The organism is Oceanobacillus sp. GQ8, from assembly GCF_059758495.1.
This window is the reverse complement of sequence record NZ_JCAXEV010000004.1, coordinates 1-20,137: the sequence shown is the minus strand read 5'-3', so window position 1 is coordinate 20,137 and position 20,137 is coordinate 1. Positions and strand designations below refer to the sequence as shown.

Sequence of the window (20,137 nt, the reverse complement as noted above, 5' to 3'; positions counted from 1 at the left end):
AATGATAGACGAGACAGCGATAATAGCAGAAAATGTAAAGATTGGTAGCTATGTAGTTATAGAGAAGGATGTGTTAATTGGCAATTACGTTGAAATTGGCAACCATGTGACGATTAAAGAAGGGACAATTATTGCAGATAATACAGTAATAAGTGACTTTAGCCTACTAGGTAAATCGCCAGCTAGCAATAATAAAATGGCAAGAAAGCCAGCGGATGATCTAGAGCCTTTGTATATTGGGGAAGATGTAAAAATTGGTACCCATTGCTGTTTATATCGAGGTTCCACCCTCCACTCAGGTGTTTTAGTAGCAGATATTGCAAGTATTCGTGAGCATGTAATCATTGGGGGAAATAGTATTGTTGGAAAAAATGTGATGGTAGAAAATAACACCTTAATTGGAAAAAATGTCACAATTCAAACGGGTTCTTATGTTACCGCACATATGGTTATTGAGGATAACGTATTTATTGGTCCATGTATGTCCAGTAGCAATGATAAATACATGGCTTCCCGTACGAAAAGATTACAAGGCCCTACCATAAAAAAAGAAGCGAAGATTGGAAATAATGCTTCTTTGCTTCCTGGTGTAGTGATCGGAGAAAAGGCGATTGTAGGTGCAGGTGCAGTTGTAACAAAAGATGTCCCAATTGGTGCAATGGTGGTAGGGAATCCAGCGAAGGAAATAAAAGGATAACCATGATCCATTATAAGGGAAGCGCATCTCTTCAATTGGAGAGATGTACATATCGTTTACTTTCGCTACGCCAAATTTTTAAATCGTTTTTATCGGTACTAAGCCCATTTCATCATGCTGAATTTATGGATTATGATCATAAGCAGCCCTGCTAGGAATTGATCGAAAGCTGGTGGTAGAAGCAGCAAAGATATTTCGGAACCTGGAGGCAGACATAGTTGGGCCGCCAAATGAGAAGCTATTGGGGAATGTACATGGCTAAAAAACGCTCCGATTATCAAAAGAAAGCAAGCTGGCATAATCCCTACACTATTCCAAAAACCAAACCTATTTTTATTTGCCGCTGATAGAGAGGTAGCTAATGGGGCCCAGCAAAAAGGTGCCCACATTCCCATTGATAATACAAATAATAATAAAATATATCCCATATGCAAGGCAGAGTGGTCCATTAAACTGTGCATAATAGAAGGAAAATGGTAAAGAAAGAAACATAAAGCAAACAAAAAAAGGCTAATTATAGAAGTCGAAATAGATTGCATCGGCGGCTTTTTACTTTTAAAAACGTTAAAAGCAGGAAAACTCATGAGCAAAAGCGGAACGCTGACAAAATACAGTAGCGCCATTTGAACCATATGCAAACTAATCAAACCATAGCTAATTGCTGCAAGAGGACTGCCATATGCTAAGTAAATAACACCCATGGCTAAACAAAAAGACTGAAACTGTATACTACTAAATGTATTGCGAAACTGTATGTAAAAGGATAGATAGATTATAATTAAACTAGACAGAAATAGGAGTAAAGGTATGCTCCATAAAGTTTGTCCCTCAAGCAAAAGCTGAATATTCATTATACCCCTCCCTGGAATAGGTTAACTCCAAAAACAAGAGTGCCCCACATCATCCTATTCACAAATAATTCATATTATTCATATTGAACAAAAGAGACGGTCATGATAAAGTGTGTTATAGATTGTGCTATTTTGTTATAAGGCGAGGGAATGCTATGTTACCTTTAGAACGGAAAAAGCGGATAAGATCATTAATTGAAAAAGAACGACATATAAAAATTGCGGAGCTAAGCAACAGATTCGGCGTCTCAGAAATGACGATTCATCGTGATCTTAAGCCACTCCTTGAGGAAGGATGTATAGCCAAGACATTTGGCGGGGTTTCATGGAAACAGGATGGACAGGAAGCTAACAAAAAGGTCCAAGGTTGCGTTTATTGTGGGCGAGGATATAGTGAAAGGTTGGCTTATCGATTGATCTTATCTAACAATCGAATGGAACCAGCTTGTTGTGCCCATTGCGGCCTTCTGCGTCATAGTCAAATGAGTGGGGAAGTAATGCAGGCCATTTGTTCCGACTTTCTAACCCATACAACAATTAGTGCTCCACTATCATGGTTTGTCATGGATACCTCTGTTCATATAGGGTGTTGTCATCCACAAGTGCTAACCTTTGAATGGAAAGAATATGCAGAGAAATTTGTAAAAGGTTTTGGGGGGCATGTCTATTCGTTTGAAGAAGCAAAAACCGTGTTGGTGCAAAAGATGAACGGGGGACAGAATAATTGTCATTCCCAGAAATAAAGGAGAGTTGAACATTGAAAAAACTGATTTGGATGGCTTCGTTTTTTGTGTTATTGTTCCTAGTTGCATGTGGAAGTGAAGAAAATGCGGATCAAGCGGAAAGCGAAGAAGAACTAGCAACACTTGATGTGGAATTTTTGGTACCTGAAACAGTAGATGCGGAAGAAACCATTGAATTAAAAGCAACCGTTACATATGGTGAAGAGAATGTCACGGACGCTGATGAGGTAGTATTTGAAATATGGGAAAAAGGAAAAGAAGATGACAGTTGGGAAGTAAAGTCGACTAATAATGATGATGGAACATACACTGCCGAAACTTCTTTTGATCAGGATGGTGTTTATGAAATGTATGCCCACACAACTGCCAAGGAGTTACATACCATGCCGAAAAAACAAGTGAAAGTTGGAAGTGGGGAAGCGTCCACAGAAGAAGAAAATGATCGTGAAACAACAGAGCAGGAAGAAGGACATGATCATGATCACAGCCATGGTGCAGCCGCGGATGGGTTCAACATGCATTTTGTCATGCCAGAGGATGTAAAGGTAGAGAAGGACGTGGAGCTTGTAACACATTTACAAATGGATGAAGAGGCAATGGAAGAAGCAAGCGTGCGTTATGAACTTTGGTTAGATGGGGCTGAAAAACATAGCTGGGTTGATGCTGAGGAAGGTAATCCCGGAGAGTATACTGCCCACCACCTATTTGATGAAAAGGCGACTTATCATGTTGTTGTACATGTAGAAAATGAAGAAGGTTTACATGAACACCAAGAACATGAAATAGAAGTGAAATAGATAATTGATGATATGCTTAGAGCTTTCACTGAAGAAGGCTCTTTTTTATGTTTCAAAACAACATCAGTGAGATTGCTATTATTTTTGAGACATGATATAATCTGCTGACGAACGATCGTAAGGGAGTGTGGGAAATGAGCTCGGATAATATAAAGGAAGCAGCACTAGGCTTATTTGCATTACATGGTTATGAAGGTACATCTCTTGCGCAAATAGCTGAGCAAGTAGGAATGAAAAAGCAATCAATCTATTCACATTTTAAAGGAAAAGATGAACTTTTTTTAGCAATAGTAAACGATACATTTCAAATTGAAGTTGCTCGAGAGAAAAATTACTTAGATGAACATTTCACAGAGCCATTAAAGGATTGCTTACTCAAATCTTTACGTGGATACGTGGACCGTTATCAATATGATAGTAGACTTAAATTTTGGCTGCGAGTTTCTTTCTTCCCCCCAGCCCATCTATATGAGCAGATCAATCTATATAGCTATAGCTATATAGATAAGGTAGATTCTTTTTATTTGGAACGATTCAAGAAAGCTTCCTTAGAAAGGGAAATGGAACACATTAGTCCGGAAACAGCCACCATGGCTTACTCGGCACTTGCTGATTCTATTTCGGTTGAATTAGTCTATAGCGGGGTGGAGCGAACAGAAAAAAAGCTTTCAGCAGCGTGGGAGGTTTTTTGGAAAGGAATCTCTAGTTAAACTAACTACAAGATATAGCATTATGGAGGAAGTATATTATGTATCATGCAGAAACATGGAAGGAAAAGGCAACGTTATTAATATCTATTTTATGGCCAATCATGGTCACCCAACTAAGCTTGTATGCTATGAATCTGGTTGACACGATGATGTCGGGCAGAGTTGGTACGAATGATCTAGCGGGTGTAGCGATTGGTTCAAACATATGGTTGCCAATTTTTACAGGAATAAATGGTATTCTTCTCGCTGTTACGCCAATTATCGCTCAATTAATGGGACGGGGGCAGAAGAAAGAAATAACGTATTCGGTTATGCAAGCACTCTATTTAGCGACTGGTCTCGGGGTCGTAGTGTTACTTATTGGAAGTATTATATTGAAACCGATATTAAAGACCATGGGGCTGGAAGCTGGTGTCGAGCATATCGCAATGCATTATTTGATCGGGCTTTCAATCGGAATTATTCCTTTATTCCTATCAAACGTGTTGCGTAATTTCTTTGATGGACAAGGTTTCACGAGAATTACCATGTTTATCACAATCATGGCTGTGCCCTTTAATGCACTACTGAACTATGGTTTTATTTTTGGTAATTTTGGTTTGCCTGCTCTTGGAGGAATAGGTGCGGGATATGCAACGGCTATTACGTACTGGATCATATTATTCCTAAGTATTTTGATGACTTTTCGGATTAGCTCTGTGCGTAATTACCGTATTTTTGTTGACTGGGTAAAACCATCCTTAAAAGCTTGGAAGAAGCAGCTAGGAATTGGTGTACCTATTGGTTTATCCATCTTTTTCGAATCAAGTATTTTCTCTGTCGTTACCTTGTTGATGGGGACCATGTTTACAGCTGTTACGGTAGCTGCGAACCAGATTGCATTAAGTTTTACTACTCTTATGTTTATGATCCCACTTAGTATCTCGATGGCATTAACAATTGTTGTCGGCTATTCTGTCGGCGGAAAAAAACTGCAGGCAGCCAAGCAGTATAGTGTGATGGGGGTGCTTGGTGGAATCTTATTTCTAGCCACAGGGGCAGTGTTCCTTTACCTATTCCGTGAACCCATTGCCTATCTTTATACAGAGGATCCAGAAGTCGTGGCAATGGCAGGCCAGTTTTTCATTATCGCTATTTTTTATCAAATTTCTGATGCAACACAGGCAGGATTACAGGGAGCCTTACGAGGTTATACAGATGTAAAGATACCTTTCATCATAGCGCTTATTTCCTATTGGGTTATTGGTATTCCTTCCGGATATGCTTTGTCAGCCTATACAGACCTTGGTCCATTCGGCCTGTGGGTCGGAATCACTTTAGGCCTTACCTGCGCAGCAATCGGCTTCTTCACTCGTTTACGTATTGTGCAACGGCGACTTGAAAAGGAATTTAAAAATACCGTAATGACTAATGGAAAACAAGGTTAAAAGTTTAGTATTACAAAGAAAAAAAGCTTATGCATCCACTAAAAGAGGAACAAATATGAGTTTTTCCAAAAAGTGCATTAATAATGAATAGGTTGACAGGCAGTGATATTGCAGGATATCGCTGCCTGTTTTTTTATGATTTTCAATTGTTAAGTAACTATAAAGCGTTTAAAGTAGCTGTAAATTATGGGTGAATATTTTGTAAATAAGCACTGTTTTAAAAAAACATGTGTTTAAATGAAAGGGAGAAGGAGGGGAAACTTTTGTTATGAATCAGGTTGAGTTATTGGAAGTTTCTAAATCGTACGATAAGCAACAGTCTGTCTTGAATGGAATTAATCTATCTATAGAACAGGGTGAGTTCTTTGTTCTGGTAGGGCCTTCAGGATCTGGGAAAAGTACGCTGTTACGCATGATCGCTGGGCTGGAAGATATTACTTCAGGAACATTGAAAATTGGAGAAAGGACTGTTAACCATTTGCCTCCAAAAGATCGGGACCTGTCGATGGTTTTTCAAAATTATGCTTTGTATCCACATCTATCAGTTGAACAGAACATTTTGTTTGGGTTACGCGCCAAAAAAGTGGATAAGCAGGAACAACAACGCAGGTTAAAAGAAACAACTGAAATGATGGGGTTAAGTGATTTACTCAAGAGAAAGCCGAAGGAACTGTCTGGTGGACAGCGCCAGCGGGTTGCACTTGCAAGATCTGTTGTAAGTGAATCTCCTCTATGCCTTATGGATGAACCATTATCCAATTTGGATGCAAAATTACGTGCCCATATGCGTATGGAAATTCGCCACCTCCATAAGCGGCTAGGACTGACTATGATATATGTTACCCACGACCAAGTAGAGGCCATGACAATGGGCGATAGAATCATGGTGTTAAATGATGGAAAAATTCAGCAAGTTGGAGAACCAATTACAATGTATAATGAGCCGGCTAATTTATTTGTTGCATCATTTATCGGCTCTCCCAGAATGAACCTAGGTAAAGCTGTATTAGCTGATCAACAACTAGTAGTGGAAGATTTTCTGCATTTACCTGTCAATGCAGCCGATTTAGCTTCTATCCCGGAAGGAAAAAATGTCACTGTCGGAATTAGAGCAGAACATATTTTTCCAGGCACAGCAGAAAATACAACATACGTATTGGAAGTAATTAACGTAGAACAACTGGGTAACGAAACATTAGTAACATTTGAAATTGGTAAAGAGTTATGGACGGCAAAATGGATGGGGCAATGGAATATACATGTAGGAGAACAGACACCTATACATATCCCGATTAGCAGGCTAAACTTTTTTGATACAGAAAGCGGAAATTTAATTAAAGCTTCCTCTACAGTAAGGGAGCAAGAGGTTGTGGCTATATGAGTGAGGCAGCACTTCAAACAAATGAACTCTCCACAATTGATTTCCAAAAGATAAAAAAAAAGCAGCGCCTACTCAGTTTCGGGAAAGGGATGCTTTTCCTACTCCCTTCTATTACTCTGTTCAGTATATTTCTATTTTACCCGATGTTTCGAACGGTTTACTTAAGTTTCTTTTTAACCGACAGTAGTGGGGCACCGACTGTATTTGTCGGACTAGAAAATTTTATAAATATATTTACATCTCCTTTATTTTTAAAAAGCTTGAAATCTACTTTTCTATTTGTGTTATATACTGTCCCAGGAACTATCATCATTAGCTTGTTTTTAGCTGTAATCGCTAATGAGAAGTTAAAAGGTGTAGGATTCTTTCGGATGATTTTTTCTTCAACTATGGGTATTTCAGTAGCAGCTGCATCTGTTTTTTGGCTGTTTCTCTTTCACCCTACAATGGGATGGCTTAATCAAATTCTGGCAGCATTTGGGTTTGATGCGATTGGCTGGTTAACTGATCCAAACTGGGCATTGTTGTCTGTGTCTATATCCACAATTTGGATGAATGTAGGCTTTACGTTTCTCATCTTGCTAGGTGGGCTACAATCTATTGATTCTTATTTATATGAAAGTGCAGATATTGATGGATCAAGTTATTTCTACAAGCTGAAAAGAATAACAATCCCAATGTTGTCGCCAACATTATTCTTTGTGATAACAGTCTCGCTAATTAATTCATTTCAGACTTTTGGGCAAATTGACATGCTTACAAGAGGTGGACCTCAAAATGAAACAAATTTAATCGTTTATTCAATTTATAGAGAGGCTTTTGTAAATTATCAGTATGGTACAGCCAGTGCGCAGGCTGTTATTTTGTTTGTTATCATCCTGCTAATGACACTGTTGCAGTTTAAACTCGGTGAAAGGAAGGTTCATTATCAATGACCATGCCGATTAGCAAGAAAATCGTTTTCTATTTTTTACTCATCACTTCAGGATTGCTTTTATTTGCTCCGGCAATCATGGCATTTCTTATGAGTTTTATGTCCAGTCAGGATATTATGACAGGTAAAATCATACCGGAAAGCTGGACACTAGATAATTATCTCAAGGCATTTGAACAGTTTCCGCTATTAAACTATTTACTAAATAGTCTTATTGTATCATTGCTTATTATGACAGGGCAGGTAATTCTATCAAGCCTAGCAGCATATGCATTTGTTTTTCTTGAATTTAAAGGTAGGGATGCACTGTTTTATATCTTTATTGCAACCATGATGATCCCATTTGAGGCGTCCATTATTCCAAATTTCCAAACCATTCGCGACATGAATTTGCTTAATTCCTATACAGGATTATCCTTACCATTCTTTGCGCTAGCATTTGGAACTTTTTTGCTCAGGCAGAACTTCAAACAAATTCCAAAAGAGTTAAAAGAAGCAAGTGAGATATCCGGAATGGGAGATTTTAAGTTTTATTTGACTGTGGTTCTACCTCTAGCAAAAACAAGCCTGGTTACGTTAGGGGTATATGGCTTCCTTACTGCTTGGAATATGTATCTATGGCCATTGCTTTCAACAACAAATGACACAGTCAGAACCGTTCAAATTGGTTTGAAACAGCTACAATCTCAAGAACAACTGAATGAATGGGGGGTTATTATGGCGGGAGGTATTATCGTTGTTCTTCCCACTCTCATTCTATTATTTCTCGGTCAGAAAAAATTGCAAAAAGGCTTGGCAGAAGGTGCACTTAAATAATTATAAAAAGGAGAATCGATATGAAAAAAATAGTACCCTTTATTTTAGTTATCTTTATATTATTATTAGCAGCATGTAACTCATCTGATGGAGAAGAAGGGGTGGCCGCTAAATCTGATGATGGTAAAACAATTGTAACATTCTGGCATTCGATGGGGGGACAAGCACAAGAGGCATTGGATGAAGTAGTAGAATCATATAACAGTTCCCAAGATAATGTGCAGGTAAATGCAGAATTCCAAGGTACTTACGAGGAATCTTTGCCAAAGTTCCATACAGTTGGTGGGACAGATGAAGCGCCTTCCATTATACAGGTACAGGAAATTGGGTCTATGTCTATGGTAAACAGTGGAAATATCGAGCCTATCCAAAACTTTATTGATAAAGATAGCTATGATATGAGCGGACTAGAAGAAAACATTGTCAATTATTATAAAATTGATGACCAATTTTATTCCATGCCTTTTAATTCATCCACACCTGTAATGTATTATAACAAGGATGCATTTGAAGAAGCAGGATTAGACCCCGAATCTCCTCCAGAAACATATGAAGAGGTAGAAAAAGCCAGTAAGGCAATTATGGAAGCCAATTCTGAAATGAAAGGTTTCGCCTTGCAAGCCTATGGTTGGTTATATGAAGAACTACTCGCTAATCAGGGTGGTATCTTGATGAATAATGAGAATGGGCGTGCTGATACACCAACAGAAGTAGCATTCAATAATGAGCAAGGTAAGTCAATATTCGATTGGGTTAAACGGATGATGGCCGATGGCACTTTTGCTAATTATGGCACCAATTCCGATAATATGATTGCAGGATTTCTAGGTGGAGATGTTGCCATGTTCATGCAGTCTTCTGCAAGCGCGCGTAACGTAATTGACAATGCTCCATTTGAGGTAGGAGTAGCCTTTATCCCATATCCAGAAAAAGAAGAACGCGAAGGGGTTGTCATTGGCGGTGCCAGCCTATGGATGTCTAAAGGAAAACCTACCGAAGAACAAGAGGCGGCATGGGATTTTATGAAATATGTACAAACACCTGAGGTTCAAGCTAAGTGGCATGTTGGAACTGGCTATTTTGCAATTAACCCAGATGCATACAATGAGCAAACAGTATTGGATGCATATGAAGAGATGCCACAATTGAAAGTAACAGTGGAACAATTGCAGGCAACCACTCCTTCCATTGCAACACAAGGAGCTTTAATGGATATGATCCCAGAAGAACGTAAGATTATAGAAACAGCTCTTGAATCTGTATACAACGGTGCTGATGTAGACGAAACATTTAATAATGCAGTTGAAGAAGTGAATGCTGCAATTGAACAGGCGAACAAAGCAAGAGGAGAATAAAGAAACGGAAGGCTGGGACACAAGGATGTTGAGATAGTAAAAGCCGAATGGTTATGTGAAGACTACTAACTATTTTCGTATACGTTCCTCGTGACAGCTTTAATAGGCTCATGACACACACACAATACTGAGAAGTTTTTTCCATAGCATTGATTAAGAAAGTCCCTTAATGCTCTCATTAAACCGTTCGTCTTACAGATGTCAGTGAAACCTTTTGTCCAAGTCTTTATTTAAACTGGAGGTACGAAGAAATGACAAAAATATATGGTCACCGAGGGTGTATGGGAACTTTCCCAGAAAATTCATTAATTGGCTTTTCGCAGGCTGTTCAAGTCGGCGTGGATGGCCTAGAATTGGATGTTCACTTAACAAAGGATGGGGAAGTGGTAGTTATCCATGATGAGACATTAGATAGAACAACAAATGGAAGTGGCTTGATAAGGGATCTCACCTTAGAGGAAATAAGACAATACAGTACAGGAATACGCTTTTCCCACATGCCTGATTTTACGAATGAATGGCGAATGGAAAAAGTTTCAACATTGCAAGAGGTTTTGGAACTTCTCGATCCCTATGATACGGAGCTGAATATTGAATTAAAAACCTATATAGAGCCATATAAAGGATTGGAAGAACGTGTGAATGACATAGTGGAAAAATATGAGTTTGGAGGAAAAATTGTCTATTCATCATTTCACTTGCCAACTTTAATGAAGATGAAGCGGATTAATTCACAAGCAAAAATCGCCTGGCTGATTAACCATCCTGTTAGTCGCCCAGAAGACTATATGGAAGTCTTTGAATTAGAGGCCTTTCATGTTTCCACAAAAGTCGTCTTACAGCAGGCAAAAAGGTGGAAGACACTTCTTCCAAAGCTGCGTGTCTGGACGGTGAACGAAAATAATGATATTAAGCAACTCTTGGACCTTGGTGTAGGTGCACTGATTACAGACTACCCGGATAGAGCAATATTTTACCGAAGTGAACGAAAGATATATAAGTAAATAAAATGCGAGATATTCTTCAGAAAGAAATAGTGAAGAGGACAGCAGGATTGCTCATGATCGTTAGCTTATTATTATTGTTATGCTTATATACAAATAAAAAGTTGGACGTGTCATCAGCTATAAATGAAACAACTGAAATCTATGCCCACCGAGGCGCAAATGATAGGTTTAATGAGAGCACCTTGTCTGCGTATGAAATTGCTGCAGAAGACGGGGTAGATGCGCTAGAGATAGATCTTCGCATGACAGCAGATGGGAAACTTATTGTTATGCACGATAAAACAATTAATCGAACAACAGAAGGACAGGGTGATGTTTTATCTTATAAGCTTGAGGAGCTAAAACAATTTGAAACAGTGGACGTATTCAACCAGGAGACAACAAGAGAAGAAATCCCATCACTCGAGGAAATTCTGCAAAAATTCAGAAGTACCGAACGCTATTATATTGAAACACGACTAGTTGAAGGTGAGTCCAAGATGGAAAAAGAGCTGGTCAAGTTATTAGCTAAATATAACCTCCTTGACAAACAGCATGTTATGCTACAATCTTTTTCTGAAGAAAGTCTACAAAAATTAAATGAATTGGCTCCCGATATACCGAAGACCCTGCTTTATGGAAAAGGAAAGTTCGATTTATACCGCGCTAGTTCAGTTAATTACCAAGCTATTGGAATAGAATCAACAGATGTAACATTAAAAGCAGTTAATACTCTTCATAATAAGGGGAAAGAGGTTCATGTGTATTTTACAAACGATAAGACACAGAAAGAGCAACAAAAAAGAGTAAACTATTTTAATGTGGATGGGTACTTTACTGACTATATTCACTATACAAAGGAATTAACCAAACCTGATAAGGGGAAATAATACAAGAAAACCGCATTATACCAAAACGGTAAAGTGCGGTTTTCTTGTAATTTTTTTGTATCCAAAACTAAACAACATGCCGGAGGATGTAATAATTTTTCCAAATATTATTTATCGTTTATCTACAGAAGTGCCTCTTCCACCGTGTTAAGCATTTTTAAATCGTCAATAAGGTGGAGATGAATGGTGGTTGGCGATAGCCAAACAGACAATGTCATCGCATGATGAGAACGAATCTTCTAAAAACGAGGTGCATCATGCTATTGGAGGGGGACGTTATACGTTGTATATTCTATTTTTAATGTTCCAGAGGGAAATGAAATTATTGTTATCTATTGAAATAGATTGGGCTTAGTTAATAAAGCACCAGTTTTCATCCAATTTCAACTGTTGCTGCAAAGTGAACTGAAAAAAAGGGGAGTTATGTTGCAGATTTCCTGGGAGTCTATAGAAGCCCTATTTAAAATATTGGATTACTGGTGAAGATGGAGATTATAAGCGAAATCATAAACTTGAGAAGGAATACCCAGCAAAGGCCAATAATTTACCCCCTTTATTAATTCGTATTTACCTACCAAATGCTGCGGAGCTAAAAAAATGTCTAGAGGATAATTAGCATCAGTTAGATATCTTTCCTTAGACTATAAAGCTCAAAATAGTCAGCTTTTTTTGTTACGCTTTTTGATTAGATAGTTATTATTTACTTCTTACTAAAGTAATTAAAACGCGATCCATATTTAGCTAGTCGGATTATTTTTATGTCCAAGGTACTTCAAATGAGAGGTCCATTATATATTCCAGTCCATGGTAAAAATTTCAGTATGTTTTTTTCTTATTGAAGAGTGTTGTGAGAAAAAGCTATACTAGGTAAAGAGACATCGTGAAAAATGTCGGAGAAGAAAGGAAGGGTTACATATGATTTTTTTTAGAAATCTATTTGTGAAAGTAGTTCGGTTAAATAACTGGTTCTTTATACTGGCTACTTTAACCTTAGTACTGGCAAGTAGCTATTTTATATACTACTTAGAGCCCGATACGTTCGTTAGTCCTTTTGAAGGGCTATGGTGGACAATGACCACCGTAACAACGGTTGGGTATGGGGATGTATCGCCAGTCACGGTTGCGGGTAAAGTTTTTGCCATGTTTTTATATATTGTAGGGATTGGCTTAATGACTATTTTCATCGGGAAAGCAATTGATTTTTTAAGTATTCGAAAGCGGTTAAAGGAGGAAGGGAAATTGGATATTACTACAGAAGATCACATTATTCTTATTAATTGGACGAAAAAAGCAAGTATTACACTTGATGAAATACTACGTACCTTTCGAAATGTCCGCATTGTAGTAATAGATGAGAGTGTGAAAAAAACTCCTCTATTGCATGAACAAGTAGAATTTGTAAGTGGAAATCCAGCAAATCGAGATGTTCTCATGCAAGCTAACTTACTTAAAAGTAAATCTGTTATGATTTTTTCTCCAGAAGATACAACTATAAGTTCTCAGGCAGATGGTCAAACATTACTTATCGCAACAATTCTGGAAGGAATAGGAAAAGAGTATGACCAAAACATTTACACGATTTGTGAAGTTACTGATTCTAAACATATCCAGGCATTTAAAAATGTTTCAGTTGAAGAATACATAACACCGAATGATACCGTCGGAAACCTAGCTGCAAGGTCTATTTTGTTTAATGGCTCAAGCGAAATCATCAGGCAGCTGACAAGCAATCAAGGTTTCGATCTATACTCTATTGAAAAGAAGAATAAATGGGTGACATATCAAGATGCAAAGAACGATCTAACTCAGCAAGGTGCTTTACTTATTTCCGATGGAAGAGATTTAACTATAATGAATCGATTAGACCATCAAATCCCAGCAGATGCAAGATTGTTTATTATTTGTGATAAAGATGCTTATAAAAAAGTAATAAGTTAGCGGAAAAGAGAGGTCCTGCATATGCAGAACCTCTCTTGTTATTTATTCCTCATCAGCTTTTATCACCTTAAATGGTCGCATCATATCATAATCTTCATGTTCTAATATATGACAATGCCATACATAGTCACCTGTATAAGGGCTGAATTTCGCAATAACTCTTGTTAGCTGACCTGATGGTGCAGCGATTGTATCTTTCCAGCCGCGCTCGTTTGGTAGGGGAGGGGTCGCTGGTCCCGTATATACAATACTTCCATCCTCATTGTACTTTGCTAAATCAAATGGTTGTCGGTCTAACACTTGGTACTGCACTAGGTGTAAATGGATCGGATGAGTGAAATTGGTCACATTCATAAATTCCCAAATCTCAGTCGTATTTAATCGAGGTTTTTCTGTTATAGGATCATGCCATTTTTTGTTATCCAGTAACAGAAGAGGTCTTCCAAACTCATCTTCGGAACCGATTAACTTAAGTGTCCTTATAGCTTTTATCTGGTTTCCTTTCAAAGATTTTATTGTGGATAATGAGTTAGGGATTTTACTAGTATCTTTACCTTTTTGTCTTTTATTCACCCGGAATTGCATGACATCATGTGTTTCATCTTCAGGGTCCGCTCCATCTCCAAGGTCATTCTTCAAAAGAAGGTTTTTCCCTTTGAGTTGAGAAAAATCGATGATAATATCTGCTCGCTCAGCTGGTTCCAAGGTTAGGCTGCGTAATTCTATAGGTTTTCGCAATAGGCCACCATCTGAGCCAATTTGCAAAATAGGGTGGTTGTTATCAAAATACAATTGATACGTCCTAGTGTTGGAAGCATTAATTATACGAAATCGATACTTTCTTGGTTCGATTTCTTTATAAGGCCATACTTTCCCGTTAACTAGAATTGTTTCCCCTACATATGCAGGAACTATGGACGGATTTGGGAGTTCGGGTGAAGCGTCTTCAGGCTGGGTTGGATATTTTAAAGAACCATTTGAGTGGAAGGAACGATCTAGTAACAGTAAAGGGATTTCATATTCACCTGATGGGAGATCCATGTTACTTTCTTTTTTATCGCGTATAATATATGCTCCTACTAGCCCAGCGTAAACGTTTAATCTAGTGATGCCCATTGCATGGTCATGATACCACAATGCAGTCGCACGTTGATTGTTCGGATACTCATAAACTTCTCTTGTGAATACAGGGCCAGTTTGCTTAAAGTCTTTCGTAAACCACGCTTCTGGATATCCGTCACTTTCTGGCTTAGTCACACTCCCATGTAAATGGGTAACTGTTCGCACAGTGGGTTGGCTAATTAAGTTATGAATGGACGTGTCGACTGGAAGTATATGTCTTCCAGGCAATTTGTTCATCCATTTTACATGGGTAGTTTCACCTTGCATCACTTCAAATGTTGGGCCAGGAAACTTGCCATCATACCCCCAAAGTCTTGTAGGTGGTAAATCCCGGTGTAATTTTTGAGTGAACTCCTTCATTTCCACCTCATAGTATGAATTTTTTCTGGCACTTTTCTCAGGCTTTTTGGTTTCCATAATCGGTAATGGATCAATGAACTTTCTGAGTTTCATATTTTCATCTCCAATATAAGGTCATTACTCCATTAGATGTTATAGATCAGTTCCTTGCATGAGCAAATCCCCTATATTCAAGTTGTTTATTGGAGGAGATAAGTAGGGAAAAATCAATAACCCCTCACTAGTAATGTCAACAGGTTTGGGGTTATCTTGTACTTATGAACTTAAATTACAACCATACCGACTACAATAACATAGCTAATTACTGCAATGACAGATGGAAGGACATAGGTCGCAGAATTCCTTGTTCTGTCTCGTTTTATAATTACCATTGTCAGAATGGTTAAAATAAAACCGATTAAAGACATATATATTAGTTCATTGCTTGAATCTTGCCAGATGCTTCCTTCGGTATAAAAAGGATCAGCAAGTGCAATAACCAAAATATTAAACAGGTTACTACCGAGGATTGTGCCTATTGCCATATTTACATTAAAAAGTCTTAAGGCCATATATACACTCATTGCATCAGGAATAGAAGAGGACAAAGCAACAAGGATACTTCCTATTGCGGTCGCACTAATCCCCGTATTCTGAGCTAACGCATCACCAGAGAGGGAAAGTGCTGTACCAGTAAACAATATGAGGACGGAGAAGAGGATAAACTGACGTACAGCGCGTTTTACGCTGACATTTTTCTTCTCTGTATTATTCTGAAACTCCTCAGGTGATCGTTGCTTTCTGGAGATTATCATTATGCCCATAATGTATACAAGAACAATTACAACACTAAAGAATCCAATATTAAAGAAAGCCCATGTATTCTTAATAGCGAGAGCACCGACAGTGGTCAAACAGAGTGCTAGTGCTACAAATCCTGTATGAATATGATGATCTGAAACATCTAAAAAAAGTCGTTTACTACGAAAGTGTAGGTCTAATACAAAGAGAACAAAGAAGTTAAATAAAATACTCCCCAAACCATTTCCTACCGCAATACCTGCATTTCCGATAATACCAGCAGAAACGGTTACCGTTAATTCAGGTAAGGAAGTGGCAACTGCTAAAAGAAGTGTCCCTGCCAATACACCACCTAATTTCGTTTCTTTGCTGATGGTGTCAGCATGACTGGATAGTCGAGTGGCTGCGTATGCTGAAAGGCTTGCAGCTAGAATGAAAATAAGGATTAAATACCAGATAAAATCAACACCTCTCATAAATACTCTTTTGTGTATTCTCGAAACCAGTTAAACGTAAACATTCTATCGCAATTTTCACCATGTAGTAGAAGGTTTAGAGATAAAAACAAAAAAGGAAAAAGCGTTGACCAGGTGGACTGATCAAACGCTTTTCCATATTTAAATCCAAAGTTATTTAGTTATGATTTGACTCATTATGAGCCAATTGCTTTTCTTGTTGGTTTTCATAACGAATACGATCTAAATCCAGATCATCAGAGTTATGCTGCTGTTTCCCTGTTATATTTTCCAATAGCTCTTTAACATCAATCCCAGATGAAGCTTTTAAAGATTCCTGTAGGGTGGACATAAGGTTCGTTGCATATCCACTTACTTTATTTGCTCCGCCATCGCTACCACTACTTCCAGTATCAACAACTGTTAGTTTATCAATATTCGCTAATGGACTTGCAACTTCTTTAGCGTATTCAGGAAGCATCTTCGTGATCATATCAAGAATTGCCGCCTCGCCATATTGTTCGAAGGCTTCCGCAATTTTACGTTTTGCTTCCGCTTCAGCAAGTCCCTTCAAGCGGATAACTTCTGCTTCAGATTCACCCTGTGCTCGCTGGGAATCAGCCTTAGCCAAACCATCAACACGTACGCGTTCTGCTTCTGCCTTCGCTTGTGACTCAATTCTATACTGATTGGCATCAGCTTCTGCAAGCTGTTTGGCTTTGTCAGCTACTGCAGCTTGTTCTACAGCATAACGGTCCGCATCTGCCTTTTTCTTAACTTCAGAGTCATACTGTCTTTCCCTACGCAGAATTTCTTTTTCTTCTAACTCAATTTGCTTTTGTCTCTCAATAATTTTTATTTGCATCTCTTGTTCTGTAACTTCCTGCTTGGAGCGAGCAGTTTCCAGGTCATAAGCTTGGTCAGCACGTGCTTTCGCTGCGTCCTGATCTTTACGGTAATCAGCCGTTTTCAGTTGATTTTCTTTTTCTGCTTCGGCAATTTCAGTTGCCCTTTCCAATTCAGCCTTTTGTGCGTCCTTGGCCGCCTCGGCTCGTTTAATGCGTGTTTCTTTATCTGCCTCAGCAGTTGCGATATCAGCATCACGCTTAACCTGTGCAATTCGTGGTTTACCAAGTGATTCTAAATAGCCATTTTTATCTTTTACATCTTTAATAGTAAAAGAGACGATGATAAGCCCCATCTTTGCAAGGTCTTGAGACGCTACTCGCTGTACTTCCTGTGAGAACTTATCGCGATTTTTGTATATTTCTTCTACAGTCATGGAACCTAAAATGGAACGCAGATGACCTTCCAGCACTTCTTTTGCCTCATTTTCTCGGTCTTCCTTTGATTTCCCGAGGAATTGTTCAGCAGCTGTAGCAATTTCACCAATAGACCCACCAATTTTGATAATTGCAGTACCATCAGCCATTACAGGTACTCCCTGTTCTGTGTACACTTCAGGAGTGGTAACTTCTAATTTGCTTGAAAGTAGGCTGAGTGGTTCTGCCTGCTGGAATACCGGTAGCACAAATGCACCACCACCTCGTATAATCTTTATTTTGTTACCTGACTCATCTACATGTACATTCTTTCCTCCTAGATAGCTACCAGTAACAATTAATGCTTCATCAGGTCCGGCAGTACGGTATTTTGCTACAAATACCCCAATAAGTGCTATTACTAAAATAACTGCAATCCCGATGACAATCCAAATTCCTTCAAACATGTCGCTTCCCCCTTGTTCTATATTATATTAAGCAAACGTCACCAAGTGGTTTCGTTCGATTAAACTAAATCATGCGCATCAAGTTCGTTCTCATATGGAACGACATACAAGACGCCTTTTTTTACTTCTAAAACTAAAACTTTTGCACCTTCTGGGATAACGTTGTTATCAAATCCAGCTGCGGGTTTAGAGATTACTCCGCTTTTGCTCTCTATTACGATCTCACCAAAACCGTTTTCGGGAATAGGGATGATTATTTTTCCCACTCTTCCTTTAAGGGAGTCTTCTGTATAGCTAAGGGATTCCTCTGCAGAAGAGAGAGGAATAAGTACAAAGATATTAAGTAGCGTGTCGAGAAGAAATGCAATACCTGCTGCAAGAAGTAAAATAAGAATGCTGGATAAGGATGTAATACTTTCTAATACATAACCTGTGGCAGAAAGAAATGCAAAAAACGAAAGAATTAATACAGGATTCAAAAAGCCAAACGTGTCTCCAATACCTTCTAAAATATCTCCAAAAAATAAGTAAAGAATGGTTAATCCTCCAGCTATTAAAAGGATGATTAAGTAAATACTTTCTATCGATGTGCCGAAAAGCGTCATATGCATCAGCCCCCCTTAATTTGTTCTCTAATTGTATTACGACTAAAAGAGTAAAAGGTTTCGAAAATGGAAAAATTTTCAGGACTTATTGTAAAAACTACCTTTCATAAAATAACATTTCCAACACATTCTATGGTAGAAGGGGAGGGATACACATGCACCAGCAATTGCGCAACATTATGACCTCAGAAGTATTTACTGTTAGTAGTACACAATCCATTCAGGATGCAGCAAAAATAATGAGCGATAACAATATTGGAGCAATTCCAGTAGTTGACCAAAGCGGGAGCATGGTAGGTATTGTTACAGACCGCGACATAACCTTGCGTTCGACAGCGCAGGGTGAAGCAGCAAACACACCTGTAGCTGAGGTAATGACTGCTCAAAAAATTGTCCAAGGTACTCCAGATATGGATGTTCACGAAGCAGTACAACTTATGTCGCAACAGCAAATTCGTCGTTTGCCGGTTACGGAAAACGGGCACGTTATTGGAATGGTAGCACTTGGTGATATCGCTGTAGATAATCAGTATAATGATGAAGCAGAGCAAGCTTTATCAACTATCTCTACACCTTCAGCACCACAAAAATAAACAGAAGAGCGCCAGCGGATATGAATCCTTGGCGCTCTTTTAAATTTACTTTCTAAAAAAAGAAAGCGTGAATAATCAAAATGCTTTTCAATTTTCTTCGTTATGATATGCTTCATATAATAGAAGGAGGTCATCGCTTGAGGAAACCAACAAAAGGTACAGTTATGCATAGTTATCCAGGGATGGTAGCTCTTGTTACTGCCTATAATGAAGGAAATCACAATATTATGGCTGCTGGGTGGCATTCTTATATTTCCATGGATCCACCAATTTATGGGGTAGCGATTGGGAAGGAACGCTATACTTATAGTTTAGTAAATGAATCTGGGAGCTTTGCGATTAACTTTCTTCCATATGAAAAAGCTGCAAGTATTCAAGGAACCGGAAGTATATCAGGTATCGCACATGACAAGTTTGAGTCTCTGGGATTACCTTATGAAAAGGGGATAACAATTCCGGCTCCTATTTTAGTCGATGCGTATGTAGCTTATGAATGTAAGGTAATAGATCGAAATACATATGGTGACCATGACTGGTTTGTGGGAGAAATCACGCAATGTTATCGAGACGATACTAAGTTTCTTGATAATGGTCTACCGAATTTAAAAGAAATCGACATACCACTCTATTTAGGGAGGTCATCCTATATCAGAATAGATAATAAAAGTGAGGTCGAAACATTTTTAAAAAAATAATGTTTAAAGTTCTACAAAAGGGGTATATGTATAAGTATAGCCCTTATTAAGTCAAACCGGGTTCGATAGTTTTGTATTCCATAACAGTTTAAAAGAAACAAACTTCCTGTTATTTCCATGAAGAAACTGTTGACACCTTGGTTGAAAAGATGCTATATTATTCAGGTCGCCAAATGCGGCAACGATCATCAACAGCTTTAAAACGTATAAAATTAAAAAAAGTTGTTGACAGGTTGGATTGAAAAATGGTAAGATATAAAAGTTGCTTTTAAA

The 20,137-nt window shown here is 38.3% G+C and carries 19 protein-coding genes; 14 read left to right on the top strand and 5 right to left on the bottom strand.

Annotation, left to right across the window (positions count from 1 at the left end):
- Position 1 precedes the first annotated feature (1 nt).
- On the top strand, positions 2-697 hold the full coding sequence (locus tag AC6CHS_RS12485; protein ID WP_498236535.1) for an N-acetyltransferase: 696 nt from the start codon (positions 2-4) through the stop codon (positions 695-697).
- A 98-nt stretch (positions 698-795) separates the two neighbouring features.
- Here AC6CHS_RS12485 and AC6CHS_RS12480 read toward each other — a convergent pair whose 3' ends face one another.
- Positions 796-1,548 carry a cytochrome c oxidase assembly protein gene (locus AC6CHS_RS12480; RefSeq protein ID WP_498236534.1) on the bottom strand — a complete coding sequence of 251 codons (753 nt, stop codon included), beginning with the start codon at positions 1,546-1,548 and terminating at the stop codon, positions 796-798.
- Between the two features lie 155 nt (positions 1,549-1,703).
- On the opposite strand from AC6CHS_RS12480, the gene AC6CHS_RS12475 reads away from it, so the two are divergent.
- From AC6CHS_RS12475 to AC6CHS_RS12425, 11 genes are all read left to right on the top strand, one after another.
- Entirely contained in the window at positions 1,704-2,291 is a 588-nt protein-coding gene (locus AC6CHS_RS12475; protein ID WP_498236532.1) for a DeoR family transcriptional regulator, read from the top strand.
- 14 nt (positions 2,292-2,305) lie between these two features.
- Complete coding sequence (locus AC6CHS_RS12470; RefSeq protein WP_498236530.1) at positions 2,306-3,088, top strand: FixH family protein; 783 nt, start codon at positions 2,306-2,308, stop codon at positions 3,086-3,088.
- A gap of 134 nt (positions 3,089-3,222) precedes the next feature.
- Complete coding sequence (locus AC6CHS_RS12465; RefSeq protein WP_498236528.1) at positions 3,223-3,798, top strand: TetR/AcrR family transcriptional regulator; 576 nt, start codon at positions 3,223-3,225, stop codon at positions 3,796-3,798.
- Between the two features lie 38 nt (positions 3,799-3,836).
- The gene (locus tag AC6CHS_RS12460) at positions 3,837-5,225 is read left to right on the top strand and encodes an MATE family efflux transporter (RefSeq protein WP_498236526.1); all 1,389 of its coding nucleotides are present in this window, start codon (positions 3,837-3,839) and stop codon (positions 5,223-5,225) included.
- Positions 5,226-5,493: 268 nt separating this feature from the next.
- A complete protein-coding gene (locus tag AC6CHS_RS12455) occupies positions 5,494-6,606 on the top strand; it encodes an ABC transporter ATP-binding protein (protein WP_498236524.1) in 1,113 nt (370 codons plus the stop codon).
- Positions 6,603-7,541 carry a carbohydrate ABC transporter permease gene (locus AC6CHS_RS12450; protein ID WP_498236522.1) on the top strand — a complete coding sequence of 313 codons (939 nt, stop codon included), beginning with the start codon at positions 6,603-6,605 and terminating at the stop codon, positions 7,539-7,541. The genes AC6CHS_RS12455 and AC6CHS_RS12450 overlap by 4 nt, the downstream gene beginning before the upstream one ends.
- A 2-nt stretch (positions 7,542-7,543) precedes the next feature.
- A complete protein-coding gene (locus tag AC6CHS_RS12445) occupies positions 7,544-8,356 on the top strand; it encodes a carbohydrate ABC transporter permease (RefSeq protein ID WP_498237331.1) in 813 nt (270 codons plus the stop codon).
- Positions 8,357-8,376: 20 nt separating this feature from the next.
- Positions 8,377-9,711, top strand: coding sequence for an ABC transporter substrate-binding protein (locus AC6CHS_RS12440; RefSeq protein ID WP_498236521.1), 1,335 nt, complete (start codon positions 8,377-8,379; stop codon positions 9,709-9,711).
- Between the two features lie 251 nt (positions 9,712-9,962).
- Positions 9,963-10,715 carry a glycerophosphodiester phosphodiesterase gene (locus AC6CHS_RS12435; protein WP_498236520.1) on the top strand — a complete coding sequence of 251 codons (753 nt, stop codon included), beginning with the start codon at positions 9,963-9,965 and terminating at the stop codon, positions 10,713-10,715.
- Positions 10,716-10,720: 5 nt separating this feature from the next.
- Positions 10,721-11,587, top strand: a complete 867-nt coding sequence (locus AC6CHS_RS12430) for a glycerophosphodiester phosphodiesterase (protein WP_498236518.1) — start codon at positions 10,721-10,723, stop codon at positions 11,585-11,587.
- A gap of 915 nt (positions 11,588-12,502) precedes the next feature.
- Complete coding sequence (locus AC6CHS_RS12425) at positions 12,503-13,525, top strand: ion channel (RefSeq protein ID WP_498236516.1); 1,023 nt, start codon at positions 12,503-12,505, stop codon at positions 13,523-13,525.
- Between the two features lie 42 nt (positions 13,526-13,567).
- On the opposite strand, the gene AC6CHS_RS12420 is transcribed toward AC6CHS_RS12425, so the two are convergent.
- From AC6CHS_RS12420 to AC6CHS_RS12405, 4 genes are all read right to left on the bottom strand, one after another.
- Complete coding sequence (locus tag AC6CHS_RS12420) at positions 13,568-15,100, bottom strand: multicopper oxidase family protein (protein WP_498236514.1); 1,533 nt, start codon at positions 15,098-15,100, stop codon at positions 13,568-13,570.
- Between the two features lie 170 nt (positions 15,101-15,270).
- Positions 15,271-16,263, bottom strand: coding sequence for a sodium:calcium antiporter (locus AC6CHS_RS12415; RefSeq protein ID WP_498236512.1), 993 nt, complete (start codon positions 16,261-16,263; stop codon positions 15,271-15,273).
- 157 nt (positions 16,264-16,420) lie between these two features.
- A complete protein-coding gene (gene floT / locus AC6CHS_RS12410; RefSeq protein WP_119577888.1) occupies positions 16,421-17,971 on the bottom strand; it encodes a flotillin lipid rafts scaffold protein FloT in 1,551 nt (516 codons plus the stop codon).
- Positions 17,972-18,030: 59 nt separating this feature from the next.
- Positions 18,031-18,576, bottom strand: a complete 546-nt coding sequence (locus AC6CHS_RS12405; protein ID WP_498236510.1) for an NfeD family membrane protein — start codon at positions 18,574-18,576, stop codon at positions 18,031-18,033.
- Between the two features lie 155 nt (positions 18,577-18,731).
- Here AC6CHS_RS12405 and AC6CHS_RS12400 point away from each other — a divergent pair, with 155 nt between their 5' ends.
- A complete protein-coding gene (locus AC6CHS_RS12400; RefSeq protein WP_498236508.1) occupies positions 18,732-19,169 on the top strand; it encodes a CBS domain-containing protein in 438 nt (145 codons plus the stop codon).
- A gap of 137 nt (positions 19,170-19,306) precedes the next feature.
- Entirely contained in the window at positions 19,307-19,864 is a 558-nt protein-coding gene (locus AC6CHS_RS12395; protein WP_498236506.1) for a flavin reductase family protein, read from the top strand.
- Positions 19,865-20,137 lie beyond the last annotated feature (273 nt).